We start from the raw sequence: 17,278 nt of genomic DNA on the forward strand, positions 1-17,278 counted from the left end.
GATCCACCGAAGCGACGCATCCGGCGTCTACAATGAATGTCCTTTCCGGGCAGGAGTCGTCGTGGGGATGAGGAAGGCATGATCGAACGCATTGGACTGCGCTGGCGGCTGGTCGGACTGCTGGCAGCGGTACTCGTGATCGTGGCGCTGCCGTATGTCGTCACGCGCTCGAGTTCGGAGGACGCCCTGGACTCGCGCGACTGGGTCACCCATACGGCGGAGATCAAGGCCAGCGTGTATCAGCTCGATGGCATCCTGCGCAGCAGCGAGGCCGCGATGTACGCGCGCATCGCCGGTGCGCCTGACGGTGCCGAGCTGGACGAACGCGCCATGGCACCGCGTAAGCTCGTGCCGGGGATCATCGCCGGGTTGCGCGAGATGACACGCGACAACGCGAAACAACTGACCCGGCTGGGTGCCCTCGAGTCGATCGCCAGCGGACGCATGGCCCTCACCGACCAGGCCTTGCAGCGCCTGGTTGCCGGCGATCGCGCCGGCGCCTTCGCCTCGATGGAGGATGCCCGCAAGCTGTTCCCGGTTCGCGGCCCCATCGACGAGGTGCTTGCCGAAGAATCGAAGCTGCTCGCCGCCCGTCGTGCCGACGCCACCACGCTGGCTTCGAACAACCGCATCGTGCTGCTGGTTGCCGCGCTGGCGCAGCTCGCGCTGCTGGGCATCGTGGTGGTGGTTTCGGAGCGGCAGATTGCCATCCGCCTGGCCGCGGAGTCCCGCGTGGCCGATGCGGTGAAACGGTCACAGCTCATCGTGCAGGCCGTGCGCGAACCGATCGCGATGCTCGATCGTCACCTGCGTACGTTGCTGGTGAACACCGCCTTCGCCGAACTCTACGGATTCGATCCTGAAAGCGACCAGCATGCGCCGCTCGACCGCATCGGTGACGGCGCATGGGGCGACACCGCGTTGTTGCAGCGCTTGTCCGACGTGATCGCCCGCGACCGCGAGCTATGGGATTACGAACTGACCCAACGCACGGCCGACGGCATCGACCGCTTCGTGGTGATCAATGCCCGGCGCATCGAACAGCCCGACAGCGCCGATCCAGCCCTGCTGCTGACGGTGAGCGATATCACCGCGCGAGCCCTGGTGGAACAGAAGGTCAACGAACTGAACCGCCAGCTCGAAGGCAAGGTGGAACAGATCTCGGACGTGAACCGGGAACTGGAAGCGTTCAGTTATTCGGTGTCGCACGACCTGCGTGCGCCGCTGCGGCACATCTCGGGATTCGCGGGCAAACTCGAGATGGAACTCGGCGAGAAGGCCGATGAACGCGCGCGGCATTACATCGACGTGATCAGCAGCTCGTCGCGACGCATGGCCCAGCTGATCGACGACCTGCTGGTGTTCTCGCGCCTGGGCCGTGGTGCGCTGCGACTGCAGCCGGTCGACATGCAGTCCCTGGTGGAGGAAGCCCGGGCACTGGTGGAAACCGATGCCCAGGATCGCCACATCGACTGGAAGATCACACCGATGCCCATCGTGATCGGCGACGAGAACATGCTTCGCACGGTGTGGCAGAACCTGCTCGGCAACGCGGTGAAATACACTTCGCACCGCGAGTCCGCGCGGATCGAGGTGGGGCTGGATAGAACCCCCACGGGCGACTACCAGTTCTCGGTGCGCGACAACGGCGCGGGTTTCGACATGAAGTACGCCGGCAAACTGTTCGGCGTGTTCCAGCGCTTGCATCGCGCTTCCGAGTTTCCCGGCAACGGCATCGGTCTTGCCAATGTCAGGCGCATCATCTCTCGCCATGGCGGCCGGACCTGGGCCGAGGGTGAGATCGACCGCGGCGCCACTTTCCATTTCTCACTACCGGCATCCGATGTGCCGGGCTCCAGAACGGGTGACACATGAACAAGCGCGACCTGCGCACGATCCTTCTCGTCGAAGATTCCCTGGCCGATGCCGAAATGGCCATCGACGCCCTTCGCGAGGCCAAGCTCGCCAATCCGGTCGTCCACGTGGAGGATGGCGTCGATTGCCTCGACTGGCTGTATCGCCGCGGTGCCTTCGTCGATCGGCCGGAGGGTGATCCCTCCGTGATCCTGCTCGATATCAAGATGCCGCGCATGGACGGCCTGGAAGTACTCAAGCAACTGCGTACCGAGGAACGCTGGAAGCGCCTGCCGGTGGTGATCCTGTCTTCATCCCGTGAAGAGAGCGATCTTGCGCGCAGCTGGGATCTCGGCGTCAATGCCTATGTGCTGAAGCCAGTGGATGTACAGCAATTCTTCACGGCGGTGCAGACGCTTGGCCACTTCTGGGCGGTGCTGAACCAGCGCCCGGAAGGCGAATAACACGCGACGACGGACGGGATGAGACATGGGTGGGCAAGTCCAAAAGGTCAGGATTCTCCAAGTCGAGGACAGTCCCCTCGACGCGGAGTTGGTGCTGACCGAACTCGACCAGGACGGGATCGAGTACGAGACGAGGCTGGTGGACGACGAGCAGGCCTATATCGCTGCCCTCGACGAATTTCATCCGGACATCGTGCTGTCCGATCTCAGCATGCCGGTCTTCAGCGGCGAACGTGCGCTGCGGATCCTGCGCGAGCGCGGCTCCGATATTCCTTTCATCTTCATCTCCGCCACGCTCGGTGAGGAAGCGGCGATCGAGGCATTGCGTAACGGTGCCACCGATTACATCCTGAAGCACAACACCGCACGTCTTGCCAGCGCGGTTCGCCGCGCCCTGCGCGAGGCGGAAGAGCAACGTGCCCGCGCACGGGCTGAGCAGGAATTGATCCGCGCGCAGCGTTTCGAAAGCCTCGCCCTGCTGGCTGGTGGCCTGAGCCACGACCTGCGAAACCTGTTGCAGCCGCTTTTGCTCGCTGGCGACACGCTGGAGGACTATGCCGACGATCCTCGCCTCGCGAGGCTCGGCACGCTGGTGCGCGATTGCGGGCGCCGCGGACTGGAAATGGTTTCTTCGATGCTTTCCTTCGCCCGCGGTGCGCGGCGCGCGGAGCAGGTGAAGCTCGGCGCCCTGCTGGAAGCGCTGAACCTGCTCCTGCAAGGTAGCATCCCGCGTATGGTGCGGATGGATGTGGACGTATTCGATCCGGACGTGGCGTTCGAAGGCAATCACACCGAACTGCAACAGTGCCTTCTCAATCTTTGCCTCAACGCTATCCAGGCGATGCCCGAGGGAGGCGTGCTGCGGATAGAAACCGATATGGTCAGCCTGCCCGAGGATTTCTTCTCCGATGGCGAGCAAGCCACGCCCGGGCGATACCTGCGACTGTCGGTCGTCGACAGCGGGCACGGCATGCCGCCCGAAGTCCTGCAGCGATTGTTCGAACCGTTCTTCACGACGAAGGAAGCGGGAACGGGTCTGGGCCTGCTGTCGTGCAAGCGCATCGTCGCCAATCACGGCGGCCTCATGCGTGTGCGTAGCCAGGCCGGCGAAGGCACGGAATTTCATCTCTATCTGCCGTTGCGCAACGAGGACGGCGACCACGTCGAACCGCAAATCATGGATGCGAGCCTCCAGGGCGAGGCCGAACGCGTGCTGGTGGTGGTGGAGGAGGCGGTGCAACTATCGCTGCTGGTCGATACGCTCGACGCGTACGGCTACCAGGCTGGTGCGAGCCAGAGCGGCACGGCCGCGTTGCAATGGATCGAGGCGCATGGCGTGCCGGACCTTGTCGTGATGGACGCCGACATGAACCTGTTCACCGGGGTTCGCACGCTGGCCGCGTTGCTCGATCACGGCTACGGCGGCGCGGTGTTGCTGCTGGCGCACCCCAATGCGCCACCGAACCTCGACGAATTGCCCCAACTCGATCATCTGTATGTGATCGAGAAGCCGGTACAGTCGCGGGCGTTGCTGCGGAAGGTGCGTGAGGCGCTGAATGCGGGTTAGAACGCTCCGTTGCTTGGGAAAAGCAAGCCCTGGTGGGAGCCGACCCTGTCGGCGATCTCGCGGCAACGGGCCAGGTTACGGCAAGCACCCATCGCCGACAGGGTCGGCTCCCACCAGGAGGCTCGTCGGTCAGTCCGTGGTGAATGAGCAGCCCTCTCGATTTCGCGAGCATCTGTAGAGCCAGTCTCCCTTGCGGGCTGACCAGCCATGGGGAGGGACCAGCACCTTGAGTGGCGTTGCGCCGCCGTTGTATTTCATGACGAGCGTGCCAGAGGTGAGGCGATAGCGGCAGCCTTCGAAGAATCCAAAGATCATGGATGGATTCGTGGCCCGCACCGCGTGAAATTCCGCGTCGATGAATTCGCGCACGTGACCGCCCCCGGCGGCGCTCGGTATGCCGGACCACGTCGCGTCCGCCCGTTGGGCGTGCGCACGATACTTTTCGTCAGCGAAGATGATGTCGTTCGGGGAAGGGCAGTGCTCGGTGACTCGTGCGTGCACCGTTGGCGCGAGGAGCAAGATGGCAAGCGCTGGCAGCGTTCTCATTCGCCGACTCCGCGGAACGTACAACCGATACCGTCGGTTGCAGTGCACGTGTGATACACCACGCCGAAGGGGCCCAGCTCACGCGTCCACGCATGGCGGTCGTGCAGACGGAGTTTCGGTCTCCCGGCCATGTCCATGTAAGCCATATCCAATGCGCCTCGTTCCAGTTTGTAGCTGCAACGGGCCAGTTCGCCGTCGATTGCGGTTTCGCTATCGGGGTAGAAGATCGCTTCTTCGAAGCGAACCACGTTGCCATCGTTTCCAGCGGGTGCGACACCTACCCATTCGTATCGCGAGTCCTGTGCAGGCGCCTTATGGACACCGTGTTGACTCACGATCGTGAATGGATGCGGGCAATGTTCGATGACGTAGGCCGAGGTAACGGGGGATGCAAGTGTCGCGATAGCGCCGAGCAATGCGCGCATGACTGATTTCCTTTTCCATGAGGGAAGGGCGCCAACATCGCCGGGGGCGACGGGCTATCAGTCAGTATGGGAATCGAGCGACGGTGGCGCCGTCGGCGATGTACGAGTGCGCTTGTCAGGTATGCCCTTTTCGGCACGAACCGCCCCCTGGATATGGGAGATTCTGGCGCGCTCCTCGCCCTGGATGGGTTTCCTTTGGCGCGTCCTGTCCAAAGGCAAATTCATGGTATGGAAAAATTCCTTTGCTTTCCAGCGAAGACGGCTTGGCGCGGAATCACCTGTGAGCCGGATTTCCGAATTTTCTTCCCTGTCCGGTGCGGGCTTTGCCAGTTCTGCGTTGCAGAAGTTGCTGACCGAGCGATCAGCTTTTGCCACCAGCAGTCTCAGTCGATCCCGAGCTTCTTCAACTTGTACCGCAGCGCGCGGAACGTGATCCCCAGCTTCTTCGCCGTCGCCGTCTTGTTATACCGCGACTCTTCCAGCGCCTTGATGATCGTGTCGCGCTCGATGTTGGAGATGTAATCCTCGAGCGAGCCGTCGGTCGCGGCGCTGCGCACGGCGTGTGCGGCGGTGGCCGGGGCGGCGGCTTCCGTCACGGCGGCCAGCGCCGGCGCGACGGTGCGCTGCGGCAGCATCAGGTCTTCGGCTTCGATCGTGTCGCCTTCGCACATCGCCATGGCGCGTTCGAGGATGTTCTCCAGTTCGCGGACATTGCCCGGGAATTGGTAGGCCTCCAGCGCGGCAAGGGCTTCCGGGCGCAGGCGCCCGGGTTCGCCGCCGGCTTCGGTGGCCAGCTGGCGGAGGATGAAGTCCGCCAGCTTCGGCACGTCGCCGCGACGCTCGCGTAGCGGCGGAACGCGCAGTTCGATGACGTTGATGCGGTAGAAGAGATCCTGCCGGAACAGGCCTTGCTCGACCAGCGCGGCGAGGTTCTTGTGCGTGGCCGAGAGAATGCGGACATCCACTGGAATTTCGTCGCGGCCGCCGATGGGACGCACCGCTTTTTCCTGGATGGCGCGCAGCAGTTTCACCTGCATGTGCAACGGAAGCTCCGCCACCTCATCCAGGAACAGCGTGCCGCCTTGCGCGGCCTGGAACAGGCCTTCCTTGTCGGCATGCGCGCCGGTGAAGCTGCCCTTGCGATGGCCGAAGAATTCGCTTTCCATCAACTCGGACGGAATCGCGCCGCAGTTCACCGGCACGAAGGCGCCGGTCGCGCGCGGCCCCATCTCGTGGATCAGGCGGGCGACCAGTTCCTTGCCCACGCCGGACTCGCCGGCGATATAGACCGGCGCCTGGTTGCGTGCGAGCTTGGCGATCTTGCCGCGTACTTCGGTCATCGCGGAGGAGTCGCCGATCAGGCGATCGGCACCGGGCGAGGTCTTGCTGCCGGCACCCGCCTTGCGCTCCTCGGACAGGCGAAGCGCCGTACGCACGAGGCGGCGCAGCAGGTGGATATCCACCGGCTTGGAAACGAAATCGAAGGCACCCGCCTTGAGCGCGTTGACCGCCGCATCGACATTACCGTAGGCCGTGATCATCGCCACCGGCATGTCCGGATGGTTGGTGGCGATCAGCTCGATGATTTCCTGGCCGCTGCCGTCGGGCAGCCGCATGTCGGTGAAGCACAGGTCGTAGCGCCGGGCCGCCAATGCGCTCCGCGCTTCGCTGACGCTCCCCACGGCGTCGACGTCGAGTTCCATTCGACCGAGTGTGATGGTCAGTAACTCGCGGATGTCCCGTTCGTCGTCGATGACCAGTACGGTCTGCTTGCTCATTAGGTCCGACAGGTTCGGTGAATAGTCCAAATGTAACCGCCCGGGCGGCATACGCAAAGGGCGGGGTTCACGCGCGTGCCGCCAGGGGAGTCGCGACGGCCGTGCGTGCGGGCGGCGTCAGGCTGATGCGGAAGCAGCTGCCGCCGCCGGCCACGCGCACGTATTCCAGGGCCGCCTGGTTGGCCTCGGCCATCTGCCGGGCGAGGTAGAGGCCCAGCCCCGTGCCATATTCGTGCGTGGTGAAGAACGGCTCGAAAATTTGCGCGGCCACCTTGGGCGGGATGCCCGGGCCGCGGTCGATCACCTCGAGGATGGGGATGCCGGCCTCGGAATGCCGGGCCACCAGCATCACCCGCGCCGGCTCGCCGGGCAGGCGGCCATAGCGCAGCGCGTTCTGCACCAGGTTCCAGATCACCTGCTGCAGGTGCTGGGGGTCGGCCACGGCGGCAACCGGCTCGCTGCCGGACACCGCGCGCAGGATGTCCGAGCCAAGGTCGTTGCCCTGGCGGTACTCGGTGACGAAGTGGTGCACCCACTTGCCCAGGTCGAGGGTCTCCGGTCGCGAACGCTCGCGCCGCGAGAGTTGCAGGATGTTCTCGATGATCTCGTTGAGGCGCGAGCAATGGTTGTTGATGATCTCGACCATGCGCAGGTCGGTATCGTTCATGTCCGTGGATTCCGCCAGCAGCTGGGCCGAATAGTGGATCGCGGCCAGCGGATTGCGGATCTCGTGGGCGATCGAGGCGGACAACCGCCCCAGCGAACTGAGGGTGAGTTCCTCGGCGCGGCGCGACACGAGGGAGGTGTCGTCGAGGAAGATCAGCACGTGCGAGTCGTCGTTCGGCGCCAGGCGCGAGAAGCGCGGCACCACTTCCGGGGTGCCGTCGGCGAGCATCGTTGCGCTCTCGTCGAGCTTGCCGGAAGTGCGCCAGTGGTACAGGCGCCGCGACAGCTCGGGCGCGAGGCTGCCGAGGTCGCGCTGCTCCGCGGAAGGATTGCCCATCAGCATCCAGGCCGATTCATTGAGCTGGTGGATACGGTTGCTTTCGTCCACCAGCAACACGCCGGTCTTCATGCGCCGGATGATCAGTTCGTTGACCTGGGACAGGTTGGCCAGGTCGATGCCGCGCTGCTCGGCCAGTGCCTCGGAAGCCCGGATATTGCGGCCCAGCACGTAGCACAACGAGGCGCAGGCGAAATAAGCGGCACCGAAGAGGCCGTATTCGACCATCTCGCGATCGGTGCCGTCGGCCGAGTCCAGGTCGAAGACCGAGTGTCCGAGCATGCCGAGGGTGGCCAGCGCGGCGAAGAACATCGACAGGCGGAACGGCAGCAGCAAGGCGCCGGTGGCGATGTTCACGGCCAGCATCATGGCCACGCCCATGCGCACGTCGTGCATCAGCACCAGGGCCAGCAGGGCCGCGGCGATATCCAGGGTGAGGCCGATCGACACGATCAGCACCGGCCGGTTGAGGGTTTGCCGGGTGCGGGCCACCATCACCAGGGCGGCAAGCAGGTAGGCCAGGGCGAACAGGCGGGCGAACACCGGTTCCGGCAGGGCCGGCCAGTTCATGTGCTCGGGTCGGAACGCCAGCGCGGTGTAGACCGCGGCCTGGCCGAGTCGGAAGTAGTTGAAAAAGAAGAGTTCGTGGCGCGCGGTGGTCTGGTTCGCGCTGGCTCGGACGGCGATGGTCGACGCGGGCGTGGACACCTGGATACTTCTCCGCCGTGGGCCCCCCGGGGCCGTGGATGGCCGTCAGTATAGGGTGGCGGGCCCGCGAATGCCGCATCGCCCCTTTCCATCCGGGGCGCCTTCCGGGAAAATACGCGGCCGTATTGCGTGAAACTGGCGCAATCGATTCATCCCCCCTCCCCGTGCGGACCCCGCGGCCCGCACGCTTTCACACGTTTTCTCCGTTCGCTCGAGGTATCGAATGAATTTCCACGAGTACCAGGCTAAAGAACTGTTCGCCAAGTACGGCATCGCCGTGCCGCCGGGCAAGATTGCCAACTCTCCCGACGCCGCCGTCGATGCCGCCAAGGCCCTCGGCGGTACCCAGTGGATGGTCAAGGCCCAGATCCATGCCGGTGGCCGCGGCAAGGCCGGCGGCGTGAAGTTCTGCCGCAGCCTCGACGACGTCCGCGCCGCCGCCAAGGGCATGCTCGGCACGAACATGGAAACCTACCAGTCCGCCGGCCGCGCGCTGCCGGTGAACCTGGTCCTGGTCACCGACGCGACCGACATCGCGAAGGAACTGTACCTGTCGATCCTCACCGATCGCGACACCAAGTCGATCTCGTTCATCGCCTCCAAGCACGGCGGCGTCGACATCGAGCAGGTCGCCCACGACACGCCGGAAGACATCCACACCATCGTGGTGGACTTCGTCGAAGGCCTGCAGCCGTACCAGTGCCGCGATCTCGGGTTCAAGATGGACCTGAATCCGAAGCAGGTGGGCCAGCTCGTCAAGATCATGATGGGCCTCTACAAGCTCTTCAACGAGAAGGACCTCGCCCTCGTCGAGCTGAACCCGCTGGCGATCCTCGCCGACGGCAACCTCGCCGCCCTCGACGGCAAGGTCAACTCCGACGACAACGCCGAGTTCCGCCACGCGGACCTCGCCGCCATGCGCGACCTCACGCAGGAAGACGCCGCCGAAGCGGCCGCCGTCCAGCACAACCTCAACTACGTCACGATGGACGGCACGATCGGCTGCATGGTCAACGGCGCCGGCCTGGCGATGGCCACGATGGACGTCATCAAGCTGGCGGGCGGCGAGCCGGCCAACTTCCTCGACGTCGGCGGTGGCGCCACCAAGGAGCGCGTCACCGAGGCGTTCAAGCTCATCCTCTCGTCCGACAAGGTGAAGGCCATCCTGGTCAACATCTTCGGTGGCATCGTGCGTTGCGACCTCATCGCCGAAGGCATCATCGCCGCGGTGAAGGAAGTGGGCCTCAAGATCCCGGTGGTCGTGCGCCTGCAGGGCACGAATGTCGAACTGGGTCGTGAACTGCTGGCCAATTCCGGCCTGGCGATCACGCCGGCCGACGATCTCAACGATGCGGCCCAGAAGGCCGTGGCCGCAGCGGCCTGAGGAGCGAATTACCCATGAGCGTCCTGATCAACAAGAACACCAAGGTCCTCGTCCAGGGTTTCACCGGACAGCAGGGCACCTTCCACGCCGAACAGGCGATCGACTACGGCACCAAGATCGTCGGTGGCGTGACCCCGGGCAAGGGCGGTTCCGAGCACATCGGCAAGCCGGTCTTCAATACCGTGCGTGACGCCGTCGACCAGACGGGCGCCGACGCGTCGGTGATCTTCGTGCCGCCTCCGTTCGCCGCCGACTCGATCCTCGAAGCCATCGCCGGTGGCATCAAGGTCATCGTCGCGATCACGGAAGGCATCCCGGTGCTCGACATGATGCGCGTGAAGAACGTGCTGAAGTCGCATCCGGACGTCGTCCTGGTCGGTCCGAACTGCCCCGGCGTCATCACCCCGGGCGAGTGCAAGATCGGCATCATGCCGGGTCACATCCACAAGCCGGGCAAGGTCGGCATCGTCTCGCGTTCGGGCACCCTCACGTATGAGGCCGTGTTCCAGACCACGAACGAAGGCCTCGGCCAGTCCACCTGCATCGGCATCGGTGGCGACCCGATCAATGGCCTGAGCTTCATCGACTGCCTCAAGCTGTTCCAGGACGATCCGCAGACCGAAGGCATCATCATGGTCGGCGAAATCGGCGGCAGCGCCGAGGAAGACGCGGCCGAGTTCATCGGCCAGTACGTGAAGAAGCCGGTCGTCTCGTTCATCGCGGGCGCGTCGGCTCCTCCGGGCAAGCGCATGGGCCACGCCGGTGCGATCATCTCCGGCGGCAAGGGCACGGCGGCGGCGAAGTTCGCCGCGCTCGAGAAGGCGGGCGTGACCACGGTCAAGTCCCCGGCCGACCTCGGCAAGACCCTCGCGGGCCTGATGAAGAAGTAAGCGTCGCGCACTTCGGTATGTGATGAAAAGCCGCGGCCTTCGGGCCGCGGCTTTTTTGTGCTCGGTGGGATTGGCTACCGGACCCGTGAGATTTCCCGCCACGGTGGAACGGTTGCCGTTGTGGGAGCTGCTTCAGCGGCGATGGGTACTTGCAGCACCCCACCAGGTTACCTGCGGAGCCTCTTGGGACCGAGCATCTCGGCCGTGATGCCGGCCTGCGCGAGGTGATCCGGCATGGGTTTGCCGAGGATCATCGAGGCGCAGGCTTCGGCCATGGCCGCGCTGGTCTGGATACCGTAGCCGCCTTGCGCAGCGAGCCAGAAAAACCCGGGCGCGTCCGGTGCGAACCCGCCGACGAGATCGCCGTCGGCGACGAAACTGCGCAGGCCAGCCCAGGTGCGAGCGGGGCGGCGGATCGTCATCGTCGTGGCTTCCTCGATGCGGTGGATGCCGAGGGCGATGTCGTATTCCTCGGGTTGCACGTCGTGCGGGTGGACGGGATCGGCGTTCGCCGCGGAGCCCAGTAGCAAGCCCGCATCGGGCTTGAAGTAGAAGGTTTCGTCGATGTCGACGACGAAGGGCCACGCGGATGTGTCGACGTCCTCCGGTGCCGCGAACGTGAAGGCGGACCGCCGGCGCGGTTCGAGACCGATGGTACGCACACCGGCCAGTTCGGCCAAGGCGTCGGCCCAGGCACCTGCGGCGTTCACCACCACCGGGGCGCGCCAGTGTTCGTTGACGATCCACTCGTCGCCCTCGCGGCGCAGGGCGTGGACGCGGGTGTCGAGATGTAGCGCGACGCCACGGGCCTTCGCTCCACGCAAGAAGCCCTGGTGTAGTTCGTTGACGTCGATGTCGGCGGAATCGGGTTCGAAGAACGCAATTTCCGCGGCTTCGGGACGAAGCACGGGTACGAGCGCCGCGATGGCCTCACGGTCGAGCAGTGTCAGTGAAGGGGTATGGCGACGCACCGCGTCGTATTCATCGCGCACGCGACCTGCTTGTTCCGCGCTGCCCACCACGAGTGCGCCGCGTCGATGAAGAAGGGGATGGGTCGCGAATCCTTCGGGTGGATGTTCGAGGAAGGGGCGCGTCGCTCGACTCAATGCGCGTACCTGCGGCGACCCGTAGCTTTCGCTGAAATGCGCGGCGGAGCGCCCCGTGGTGTGGAAGCCGGCGAAAGATTCGCGTTCGAGCAGCATGACGCGCGCGTGTGGTGCGAGGAACCACGCGACCGAGGCGCCGGCGATGCCGGCGCCGATCACGATGACATCAAGATGTTTCTCACTCATGCCTTGTCCTTAAGGGATTGCGCGGCGACGACGCTGGTCGCCGCAAGATCGGCGGTGACGTTGCCGAGCGTGGCCAGGGTATCCGGCAAGGTGTCCACCGCGAGCATGATACCCAGCGGTCCGATGGGGAGACCCATGGCCTGGGCGACGGGAACGTTGGTCGCGATGAACGTGACCTGGCCCGGCAACCCGACCGAACCGAGACTGACGACCACGGCGAGGACCGCGCCCGCAGCCAATTGGACGATGCCCAGTTCGATGCCGAAGGCCCAGGCGATGAAACTTGCCGAAACAATGTACTGCACAGGACTGGTAAGGCGGAAGAGCGATACCGCCATGGGCAGGACCAGCGAAGTGACCGCCGTCGGATAGGCAAGCCGCCGGTCCGCGCTGTCGATCATGGCCGGCAGCGACGCGAGCGATGACTGAGTGCTTGCCGCGACCACCTGCGCTGGCGCGATCGCCGAAGCGAAGCGCGTGAATGGCTCATGGCCCCACACCCGGGCGACGACCAGCATCAGTACGGTGACGATGAGGTACACGATGCATTCGACAAGGACATAGACACCCAGCGCCCCGAGCATGTGCAACCCGGCCCTCGCGCATACGGAGAGGATCAGGGCGAACACGCCCAGGGGCGCCACGAGCAGCACCCAGCGCACGACCACGATCATGGCGTCGGCGATGGCACGGAAGAATTCCACGGCGAGCGCACGCCGCTCCGGCGCGATGCGGGTGAGTGCGAAGCCGAGGAACATCGCGAACACCACCAGTGGCAGCATGGCGCTCTGCGCGGCTGCCATGACGGCATTGGTGGGAACGATGCCGGACAACCAGTCGGACCAGCCGACCGGCGCCGTGACGGGAAGATGTCCGCCGGTGGTGCGCAGTGCGGCGGTGAGCGAATCGCTGCGCGGAAACAGCGTGAACAACCCCGGCGCCGCGACGGCCGCCACCGCGGCGCCGAGTGCAAGAAGCAACAGGAACACGACGATCGCACGACGCGCGACCCGGCCCGATGCCGCGGCATCGGTGGCGGTGTTCGCGCCGACGACCACCAGCGAAAGCACCAGCGGCACCACGGTCATCTGCAAGGCGCTCAGCCACAGTTTGCCCAGCGGCTGCACGGCATCGGCCACGCGTTCCGCGGCGCTGGGAGTCCATGAGGCCAGCGCGATGCCGATCGCCGCGCCGAGTGCCAGACCCAGGAGGATGCGTTGCGTGGCGGTCATGGGGCCGGCAGGTTCCAGGCTTCGCGCAGGCGCGCATATTCGTTCTTCGGCAGCAGCACGAAGACTGGCTTCTTCGATGGATCGAGCCAACCGAGCAAGCGTTCCATCGCTTCGTCGGTCATCGCCGTACAACCGGCGGTCGGCGACGTGGGCGACTTCCACAGGTGGGCGAAGATGCAACTTCCCGCGCCCTTGCGCCCGTCGGGATTGTGCTCGATGACGAAGCCGATGCGATACGCGTGGTCGCCGTTGAAGTGCAGGTCGCGACGCATCGGCTCGGTCGCGCCGGCCACGGCCTTCTCGCCGACCTTCCTCGCGTCGACCAGCTGGTTGTAGTACGGCGAGCTGTCCACATCCACGCAATAGTCGGATACGCCGAGGCCGCGGTAGGGAAGGGCGGTGGGATTCGTCTCCGCGTAACCGAAGGCCTGGCCGATACGGAACACGCCCGCCGGGCTGCGGCCGTCGCCTTCCTTCTTCACCGGTCCATCGCGTTCGGGCGGATTGAGCCCGACGCCCCATGCACTGCCACGCTTGCCGATGGTCACCTCGGCGGCCGGCCCTTCCTGTTTCCAGCGCGTACCTTCGCGGACGTACGCGCGGAGCGTCCCGTGATCGACATCCCATCCGTCGGTGGTCACCACGATCATCTGCCGGGATACCGACCAGGCCGCCGGTGTCTCGAACGCCGTGCTGGATGCGGCGAGGACAAGGGCGGCGAGGCCGAGCAGGCGTGGGAGCGTTCGGGAGAAGGGCATGATGGCGGTCCGGTCAGGGTTCGAGCATCTGCTGGATGCGATCGAGGTTCTGCACGAGGCGGGCATGGCGGGCTTCGTCACCCTCGCACAGGTGGACGAACACGGTGTCGAGCAACTGTTGCACGGTGGATTGATAGATCAGCGACTGGATGTAGGACGCATCGTCGTGAGCCGCCACGGCCAGCGCGATATCGGCGAGCGCCCGCACGGGATTGGAGGTATGCCGCGTGACCGTCACCACGCGCCCGCGCCGCTCACGGAAATAGCGGGCGATCTTGGCCAGCGCGGGATGCTTGCCCTGTTCGGAAAACACGATGAGGACATCGCCCGGTGATGACATCGCCACTTGCGCGGCCATGCGGCTTACATCGAAGTGGCGGATGGCCACGATACCCAACAGCGACAGGCGCACGGCGAAACCCCGTGCGTGCAGGTCGTCTTCGCCCAGGCCGATGAGGAAGACCTTGCCCGCCGAATCGATCGCGTCGACCACCGCATGCAAGGTCTCGGGGCTGTTGATGTGCCGCGTCGCCTCCTCGGCACGCGCCTTGCGTTGCCAGAGTGCCGCGCCCAGCGGGTCGCCGCCCGGGCGTTCAGCGAGTGGGGCCGCCTCCCCGTCGCCTTCGTCGGTACGGCCGATGGCCTCGCCGACGGAGTACTTCAGGTCGGGGTAGCCACGGAAGCCGAGCTTCTGGGTGAACTTCACCACGCTGGACTGGCTGATGCCGAGCGCGTTGGCCAGCTGCTGGGAGGAATAGTCACGCAGCAGCTGGGCATTCTCGAGGATGAAGTCGGCGATACGCCGCTCCACCGCCGACATGCGGTCGCGTTCGGAACGGATCTTCACCAGCGGCGACATGGCGGCGGCCCTCAGAGCGGCTCGAGGCCGCGGATCTCGCGGATGCCGAGCCCCGGCGCGTCGCTGATGGAGATCTCCGACTCGTTGAAGTTCACGCCGCCGTCGACAGGGTCGTACGCGCACAGCGAGGGGCCATCCAGATCCACCTTGGTGATCACGTCGGACTTGGCCACCGCCACATGCACCGCGGCGGCCACGCTGATGCTGGTCTCCAGCATGCAGCCGATCATGCACTCGATGCCGTAGAGGCCGGCGATGTCGGCGATGCGGATGGCGTTGGATATGCCGCCGGTCTTCATCAGCTTGATGTTGATGATGTCGGCGGCGCGCATGCGGATCAAATCCATCACCTCGGCGGGGCCGAACACGCTCTCGTCGGCCATGATCGGCGTGTGCACGCGCTCGGTGACATAGCGCATGCCTTCCAGGTCGCGCGCCTTCACCGGTTGCTCGACCAGTTCCAGGCGAACGCCGGCGTCTTCCAGTGTATGCAGCGCGTAGACCGCTTCCTTGGCGGTCCATCCCTGGTTCGCGTCGAGGCGGAGCAGGGCACGGTCTTCCACGGCGGCGTAGATCGCGCGGACACGCTCGATGTCCACGCCGATGTCCTTGCCCACCTTGATCTTCAACGACTCGAACCCCCGCTCCACCGCGGCGATGGAGTCGGCGACCATCTTGTCGATGTAGTCGACGCTGATGGTGATGTCGGTGGTGATGACCGGATCGCCACCGCCGAGCAGCTTGTACAGCGGTGCGCCATACAGTTGGCCCCAGAGGTCGTAGACGGCGATCTCCACGGCGGCCTTGGCGCTCGTGTTCTTCTCCATCGTACCCTGGATCAGCTTGGTGATCCGGTTGAGGTCGGCGATGTCCTGACCGATGAGGCGGGGTGCGATGTAATGGCGGATGGCATCGATGATGGAGCCGTGCGTGTCGCCGGTGATGACGGCCGTGGCCGGCGCTTCGCCATAGCCCACGTGGCCGTCGTCGGTGTGCACCATCACGACGATGTCTTCGACCTTGTCGACCGTGCGAAGCGCCGTCTTGAAGGCGGTCTTCAGCGGCACGCGCAGCATGCCGAAGCGGATGTCGGTGATCTTCATGGAGTCTCGCTTGGCGGAATTAGCGGATGCGGACGATGCTGGTCATGCGGTCGACGAAGGTCTTGTCGCCGCTGGCCATCATGGGCAGGAGAGGTGTCACCGAGACCTCGTTGAGCTTGATGTGTCGCAAGCTGCCGTCGGCCTGCGTGTAGCTCATGCCGCCGACATCGTGAATGACATAGGGTTCGCCGTCGATCTTGCCGATCACCATCATCACGTGGCCGGGGATGTAGACCAGGTCGCCCACCTCGAGCGCCTTCGCGGCCTTCACCCGTGCCTCGTGGCTGTCCTTGTCGGTGTAGACCGTGTGGGCGAGCCCGGGGCTGATGCTCTGGTCGCGCGTGTTGCGCGGCATCTGTACCCCCATGCTGCGGTACACGTCGGAAACGAAGCCGCTACAGTCGCGGCCGTTATAGGCGTGACCCCAGCCATAGCGTTCGCCGAGGAACTTGAAGGCCTGGCGGATGATGTTCGCCCGGGTCAATGGCAGATAGTCGGCCGTGGAATCCTGGTTTCGCTGGAGCAGGGCCGGGTGGAACGAGAGCGCTCCATCGATGCCTCGGACCGGCAGACTCAATACCCAGGACGTGTAAGGGCTCTGTCCGTTTACCGGCTGGTCCGCCGGCACCGAGGTGTCGAGCGGCACGCGCGTACCCATGTCCAGCTGGAATTCGGAGACGGAGGGGGCTTCGGGCGTGTAGACGGTAAGCGGCTTCGCGCCAGTGACGACCCGGTAAGGCGTGGCATCGGCGTGGGCGAAGACGGCCGCCGCGTCACCGTAGGCCACGTCTTCCGCATGCATCCACGCCGCGTAGCGTGGGCTGACGACGAACACCCACTTGCCGTCCTTGCTCGCATGCACCACCACGAGCGGATCGCCGGGGAACAGCGTGCTTTCCTGGAAGCGGTCGATGTCGGTGTCGTCGGCATGGCTGAACACGCGCAGGTCGGTCGGATAGCCACGCAGGGCACCTCGGCGCACGGCCATGCCATAGCGCGGCGTCACCTGCGCGGGAATGCCTGCGATCGCGGCGTTGTCCATCACGGCGTCGATCGTCGCGGCAGTCACGGGCTTGCCTTCGACATCGAACAAGGGCTTGCTCGGCAGCGACGTCAGCTTCTCGATCCAGCCTTTCACCTGCTCCCGTGGCAAGGTGGCCGGGAGGTGGCGGATGTCGTGCATCGACGGGTCCAGCCGCGCCACGCGCTCGTTGATCGCGGCGATGGCGGCGGTGTCGAGCACGGGCGTGTCCGCATCCGGAAGCCGCGCGACCCAGAAGTCCGGTGAGAGCTGCGCATCGGTGATGCCGGGGATGCCCGACGGCGGTACCGGCATGTCGCGCGGAGCCGCACACGCGCCGCCCGCGGCAAACGCAAGCAGGGTGGCGAACAGGGTGGGGCGAAGCAGGTTCATA

Annotated in this window: 16 protein-coding genes; 5 read left to right on the plus strand and 11 right to left on the minus strand. The window is 65.2% G+C overall.

The annotated features are described in order from the left end of the window. Positions 1-78: 78 nt before the first annotated feature. The 3 genes from J2T07_RS18950 to J2T07_RS18960 are packed head-to-tail and all read left to right on the plus strand — an operon-like array spanning position 79 to position 3,885. Complete coding sequence (locus tag J2T07_RS18950) at positions 79-1,875, plus strand: sensor histidine kinase (protein ID WP_306852370.1); 1,797 nt, start codon at positions 79-81, stop codon at positions 1,873-1,875. Further along, entirely contained in the window at positions 1,872-2,318 is a 447-nt protein-coding gene (locus J2T07_RS18955; RefSeq protein ID WP_306852372.1) for a response regulator, read from the plus strand. Before J2T07_RS18950 ends, J2T07_RS18955 begins: the two co-directional genes overlap by 4 nt. A gap of 25 nt (positions 2,319-2,343) precedes the next feature. After that, entirely contained in the window at positions 2,344-3,885 is a 1,542-nt protein-coding gene (locus J2T07_RS18960; RefSeq protein ID WP_306852374.1) for a response regulator, read from the plus strand. 129 nt (positions 3,886-4,014) lie between these two features. On the opposite strand, the gene J2T07_RS18965 is transcribed toward J2T07_RS18960, so the two are convergent. The 5 genes from J2T07_RS18965 to J2T07_RS18985 all read right to left on the minus strand — a co-directional run bounded on the left by J2T07_RS18965 (position 4,015) and on the right by J2T07_RS18985 (position 8,345). Beyond that, positions 4,015-4,431: a DUF3757 domain-containing protein gene (locus J2T07_RS18965; protein WP_306852377.1), complete on the minus strand. Its 417-nt coding sequence runs from the start codon at positions 4,429-4,431 to the stop codon at positions 4,015-4,017. Further along, positions 4,428-4,856, minus strand: coding sequence for a DUF3757 domain-containing protein (locus tag J2T07_RS18970; protein WP_306852379.1), 429 nt, complete (start codon positions 4,854-4,856; stop codon positions 4,428-4,430). The genes J2T07_RS18965 and J2T07_RS18970 overlap by 4 nt, the downstream gene beginning before the upstream one ends. 57 nt (positions 4,857-4,913) lie before the next feature. Further along, on the minus strand, positions 4,914-5,231 hold the full coding sequence (locus J2T07_RS18975) for a hypothetical protein (RefSeq protein ID WP_306852381.1): 318 nt from the start codon (positions 5,229-5,231) through the stop codon (positions 4,914-4,916). An 8-nt stretch (positions 5,232-5,239) separates the two neighbouring features. After that, a complete protein-coding gene (locus tag J2T07_RS18980; RefSeq protein ID WP_306852382.1) occupies positions 5,240-6,634 on the minus strand; it encodes a sigma-54-dependent transcriptional regulator in 1,395 nt (464 codons plus the stop codon). Between the two features lie 67 nt (positions 6,635-6,701). Then, positions 6,702-8,345 (minus strand): sensor histidine kinase, encoded by a 1,644-nt coding sequence (locus J2T07_RS18985; protein ID WP_306852385.1) that lies wholly within the window; start codon positions 8,343-8,345, stop codon positions 6,702-6,704. A gap of 151 nt (positions 8,346-8,496) precedes the next feature. Between J2T07_RS18985 and sucC the strand changes: the two genes are divergently transcribed. After that, on the plus strand, positions 8,497-9,729 hold the full coding sequence (gene sucC, locus J2T07_RS18990; RefSeq protein ID WP_306852437.1) for an ADP-forming succinate--CoA ligase subunit beta: 1,233 nt from the start codon (positions 8,497-8,499) through the stop codon (positions 9,727-9,729). A gap of 14 nt (positions 9,730-9,743) precedes the next feature. Then, positions 9,744-10,619 (plus strand): succinate--CoA ligase subunit alpha, encoded by an 876-nt coding sequence (gene sucD / locus J2T07_RS18995; protein WP_306852387.1) that lies wholly within the window; start codon positions 9,744-9,746, stop codon positions 10,617-10,619. Between the two features lie 167 nt (positions 10,620-10,786). Here the strand turns inward: sucD and J2T07_RS19000 are convergent, their stop codons facing one another. From J2T07_RS19000 to J2T07_RS19025, 6 genes are read right to left on the minus strand one after another with little or no spacing between them, the layout of a single operon-like run. Then, complete coding sequence (locus J2T07_RS19000; RefSeq protein ID WP_306852389.1) at positions 10,787-11,911, minus strand: NAD(P)/FAD-dependent oxidoreductase; 1,125 nt, start codon at positions 11,909-11,911, stop codon at positions 10,787-10,789. Further along, positions 11,908-13,143, minus strand: coding sequence for a dicarboxylate/amino acid:cation symporter (locus tag J2T07_RS19005; protein ID WP_306852392.1), 1,236 nt, complete (start codon positions 13,141-13,143; stop codon positions 11,908-11,910). The genes J2T07_RS19000 and J2T07_RS19005 overlap by 4 nt, the downstream gene beginning before the upstream one ends. After that, positions 13,140-13,901, minus strand: coding sequence for a L,D-transpeptidase family protein (locus tag J2T07_RS19010; protein WP_306852394.1), 762 nt, complete (start codon positions 13,899-13,901; stop codon positions 13,140-13,142). Before J2T07_RS19010 ends, J2T07_RS19005 begins: the two co-directional genes overlap by 4 nt. A gap of 13 nt (positions 13,902-13,914) precedes the next feature. Next, positions 13,915-14,760 carry a MurR/RpiR family transcriptional regulator gene (locus J2T07_RS19015; protein WP_306852396.1) on the minus strand — a complete coding sequence of 282 codons (846 nt, stop codon included), beginning with the start codon at positions 14,758-14,760 and terminating at the stop codon, positions 13,915-13,917. A gap of 11 nt (positions 14,761-14,771) precedes the next feature. After that, positions 14,772-15,863: a dipeptide epimerase gene (locus J2T07_RS19020; protein ID WP_306852398.1), complete on the minus strand. Its 1,092-nt coding sequence runs from the start codon at positions 15,861-15,863 to the stop codon at positions 14,772-14,774. Positions 15,864-15,882: 19 nt separating this feature from the next. Then, positions 15,883-17,277 (minus strand): SH3 domain-containing protein, encoded by a 1,395-nt coding sequence (locus J2T07_RS19025; protein ID WP_306852400.1) that lies wholly within the window; start codon positions 17,275-17,277, stop codon positions 15,883-15,885. Position 17,278: the final 1 nt, after the last annotated feature.

This window comes from Luteibacter jiangsuensis, assembly GCF_030812295.1.
GTDB lineage: Bacteria > Pseudomonadota > Gammaproteobacteria > Xanthomonadales > Rhodanobacteraceae > Luteibacter > Luteibacter jiangsuensis_A.

What these genes read in the sequence shown, in the direction of transcription:
- J2T07_RS18950 (WP_306852370.1), top strand. Translation starts at nt 79, where the DNA reads ATGATCGAACGCATTGGACTGCGCTGGCGGCTGGTCGGACTGCTGGCA.
- J2T07_RS18955 (WP_306852372.1), top strand. Translation starts at nt 1,872, where the DNA reads ATGAACAAGCGCGACCTGCGCACGATCCTTCTCGTCGAAGATTCCCTG.
- J2T07_RS18960 (WP_306852374.1), top strand. Translation starts at nt 2,344, where the DNA reads ATGGGTGGGCAAGTCCAAAAGGTCAGGATTCTCCAAGTCGAGGACAGT.
- J2T07_RS18965 (WP_306852377.1), bottom strand. Translation starts at nt 4,431, where the DNA reads ATGAGAACGCTGCCAGCGCTTGCCATCTTGCTCCTCGCGCCAACGGTG.
- J2T07_RS18970 (WP_306852379.1), bottom strand. Translation starts at nt 4,856, where the DNA reads ATGCGCGCATTGCTCGGCGCTATCGCGACACTTGCATCCCCCGTTACC.
- J2T07_RS18980 (WP_306852382.1), bottom strand. Translation starts at nt 6,634, where the DNA reads ATGAGCAAGCAGACCGTACTGGTCATCGACGACGAACGGGACATCCGC.
- sucD (WP_306852387.1), top strand. Translation starts at nt 9,744, where the DNA reads ATGAGCGTCCTGATCAACAAGAACACCAAGGTCCTCGTCCAGGGTTTC.
- J2T07_RS19000 (WP_306852389.1), bottom strand. Translation starts at nt 11,911, where the DNA reads ATGAGTGAGAAACATCTTGATGTCATCGTGATCGGCGCCGGCATCGCC.
- J2T07_RS19005 (WP_306852392.1), bottom strand. Translation starts at nt 13,143, where the DNA reads ATGACCGCCACGCAACGCATCCTCCTGGGTCTGGCACTCGGCGCGGCG.
- J2T07_RS19010 (WP_306852394.1), bottom strand. Translation starts at nt 13,901, where the DNA reads ATGCCCTTCTCCCGAACGCTCCCACGCCTGCTCGGCCTCGCCGCCCTT.
- J2T07_RS19015 (WP_306852396.1), bottom strand. Translation starts at nt 14,760, where the DNA reads ATGTCGCCGCTGGTGAAGATCCGTTCCGAACGCGACCGCATGTCGGCG.
- J2T07_RS19020 (WP_306852398.1), bottom strand. Translation starts at nt 15,863, where the DNA reads ATGAAGATCACCGACATCCGCTTCGGCATGCTGCGCGTGCCGCTGAAG.
- J2T07_RS19025 (WP_306852400.1), bottom strand. Translation starts at nt 17,277, where the DNA reads ATGAACCTGCTTCGCCCCACCCTGTTCGCCACCCTGCTTGCGTTTGCC.